Origin of the sequence: Neobacillus drentensis, assembly GCF_036966985.1 — a bacterium.
GTDB lineage: Bacteria > Bacillota > Bacilli > Bacillales > Cytobacillaceae > Neobacillus > Neobacillus drentensis_E.
In genome coordinates this window covers 1-3,007 of sequence record NZ_JBALSN010000670.1, presented here as the reverse complement: position 1 = coordinate 3,007, position 3,007 = coordinate 1, and the positions used below count along the sequence as shown (strand labels likewise).

2 protein-coding genes are annotated in these 3,007 nt (G+C 35.9%); both read right to left on the bottom strand.

Features of this window, described 5'->3' with window-relative positions; all coding sequences use genetic code 11:
- Positions 1 to 197 precede the first annotated feature (197 nt).
- Entirely contained in the window at positions 198 to 2,129 is a 1,932-nt protein-coding gene (locus V7659_RS30215; RefSeq protein WP_335543711.1) for a XylR N-terminal domain-containing protein, read from the bottom strand.
- Positions 2,130 to 2,481: 352 nt separating this feature from the next.
- A partial coding sequence (locus V7659_RS30210) for a TetR/AcrR family transcriptional regulator (RefSeq protein ID WP_335543710.1) occupies positions 2,482 to 3,007 on the bottom strand: 526 nt, incomplete at its 5' end.

Sequence of the window (3,007 nt, the reverse complement as noted above, 5' to 3'; positions counted from 1 at the left end):
GTCCTCTTCAGTTCGATTTAGTAAATATTTTGCACGGTTCCTTTTTATTTTATTTTTATACAATTAATATCATAACATTCTACCGTAACAGTTATGACCGGCTATTTCCTACGGTTATTCAAGAAAAAAACTGACTTAATAAGACAAAAAAAGAAGAAAACAAAGATGTTTCTTCTTTTAACATTATCCCTATGATTTTACACTTCTAATAAGTTAATCTTCCCATTGGCATTCAGTATTCTTAAAGCAAGTTGAAGATTAAATTTTTGATCTGCATGGTTAAAATCAATCTCTCCGATATCTTTTAATCTCTGAATTCTATATTTCAACCCACTTAGCGAAACATTCAGTTCTTTTGATGTTCTTTGAAGATTGCATTCATTTGCAAGAAAGATGTGAAGAGTAGAGATAAGAGTAGTTCCACCGCTTTCCTCATCATATTTTAGAAGTTTTTCGAGCGTTCGTGTTGCATACGTAAGAAGTTGTTCTTGAGCAGAGCCTGCATATAGTAAGTCAAATACGTTCATTTCTTCCACTAAAAAAATTTTATTTGTCCGTCCTAATCGTGTCATAACCTTCATCATGTTTGAACATTCTTCAAATAAGGGTTGAAGTACTTCAATGGACATCGCCTCACGACTAATACAAATGGAAGTTTTAATATTTGCAAATAATTGCTGTTGGCGGTCTTGTAGGTTTTTTGCTATCTTTCGGAAATCTAATCCATATGGATCTGAAGGCCCCAAAAGGATAATCTCCCCTCTTCGCTCTACAATTAAAGTATCCTTCGTAGAAGAGTGAGAATTGATTCGAACAATATTTATCAATTCGTTACGAAGATTCATTCGCAGATTTTGATCAGGTATCAAACCATTATCGTTTTGCGGTTGAAAAATCTTCACAAGCATAAATCGGTGTGGATTTCCAAAATCATATCCCATAAAATTTGCTCGTTTCACTAATTGTTCGATAGGGGTTGTACCGGATAACAATTCTTCAAGAAATTCACCTTTTAATTTATGTTCGGTATTCAAGGCCGTTTTTTCTTTCAATAAATCTACTGCCATAACAGTAGCAGCGCGCTCGGTAATCATTTTTCTTAGTTCTCTATCTGTTCCTTCAACATGGATGACCGATAAATATCCCATAATCTCATCACCAAGAACAATCGGGGCAATGGTCCTCTCAAGAAACATTGGCTCATCCGAAACAAAAAAATCTATCGCACATTTTTCCTCATATAACTGTCTAAGCTTCAGGTAAAATTCAGAAGAAAGATCCTTTTCCGGTTTGATAAGGTACGGGTCTATACCTGAATTTTCCTTGTTTGGCAGCCACCAAGAAAGCGGACGAAAATATTTATCTTGAACAATGACAGGTGAATGAAGCATTTGCCCGATTGCATCTATGACAGCTTGCCGGCTCTGCCCGGAAAGAACCATCCGGTTGAGCTGTTCATGGATTTCCATAATTCGTTGTAACATCGTATGCTGTTTTTGAATGTGCTGATGTGCCTCTTCTAATTCTTCTGCAATTTTGGTTTGACCATAAAAAGACAGTTCATGTTCAATATCATTTCCCCATTCCTCTACAGTTCTTCCAATAAACCGGCACTCAGTATCCCCTCGACCAACACAAGCCACTTCTTTATACAATATTTTCCTTCCGAAAATTCCTGTTGAGACCCCACTTGCATAACCAATTAATGTCCAGCAAACTGGATCTTTGACTATACCGAAATGTTGAATATGTTGTTCTACTTCAAATGAATTTAACCAAACTCCTTCCATATAAAACTTATTCTGTTCATAATCCACACTAAGACCTTGTAAATCAACTTGAACAAAGCCTTCTTGCATATGAAAAATTGGAGCTTGTTGATGGAGGTATTCAAGAGAAGCATTAGGAAATAGTTTTTTAATTGAAATCGAATCTTTATATCCGCATTCCCACCCATAACGAAGGAGGAACGCCCTTGCTCTTTCACGCCCTAATGTAGAAATAAGGTCACGACTGAGCATTCCTAATGCTTCTGCATTCATCAGAATAAAACGTTCTCCTTTAAACCAGATTTGGCCCGGATGAAATTCAATATCTGATTTATTCAGTGATGTTAGTACTTGCTCCATATTCTCCCGCCTTATTAAGTGAGTTTTAGTTTCTGAGCTTATCATAAAAACTTACAATGAAAAAATAGAGTGATTTCCCCTTTTTCAAAGTAATGGAAGTTTAACAAAAACAGACATCTACTTACTAATAGGTAAATTGTTTGTAGGATGGTTTTTAATTTCAATTATAGAATGAAAAGAAAATTCGGTTATCACCTACTAATAGGTAAGTTTTTAATGACAATCTATCCACACTTTATAATAAGTTGGCTTTCCCGTTTATGAAATCTGGGAAAGTAATCAGTATAGTCTATAATTTAATACCAACAACCTTTACTTAGGGTGGAAGTAATGGTTGTTGGTATGTAAGCTGCTATTTAACAGTAAGATTGCTTACTTGTTTCATAAAATCGGCGAAAAAGTCCTTACCAAGCACACGTTGGTATTGAAGAATCCCTTTACCAGCAGCCAAAATCATTAGGGCAAGAGAATCGACATCGACTGAAGATTGAAGGTCACCTTGTTCCTGTATTTCCCGGAGTATATTCGTAATAATTTGTAGTTCCTTTTCGCTTATTTCCTTTACCTTTTTCTGCATTGCCTCAGGCAAAGAATCAAAATCTGTTTGTAAGGACGAGATTGGGCAAATGTCATAACATCTAAAGCGTTCCATTATGTCCGTAAAAAAATTCTTTAGCTTCTCTTTTGGCGATATAGAGGCATTGCTATTCGAAAACCTATCCAATCGTTGCATGATCTTATCGGTAATCGCCGCTCCTAGATCCTCCTTTTTCTCAAAATGATAGTGAATGCTTGCCTTTGTGACACCCAGTTGTTTAGAGATGTCATCGTAGCTAAACGCTACATACCCTTTTTGTTGAATCAACTGCATTGCTAAA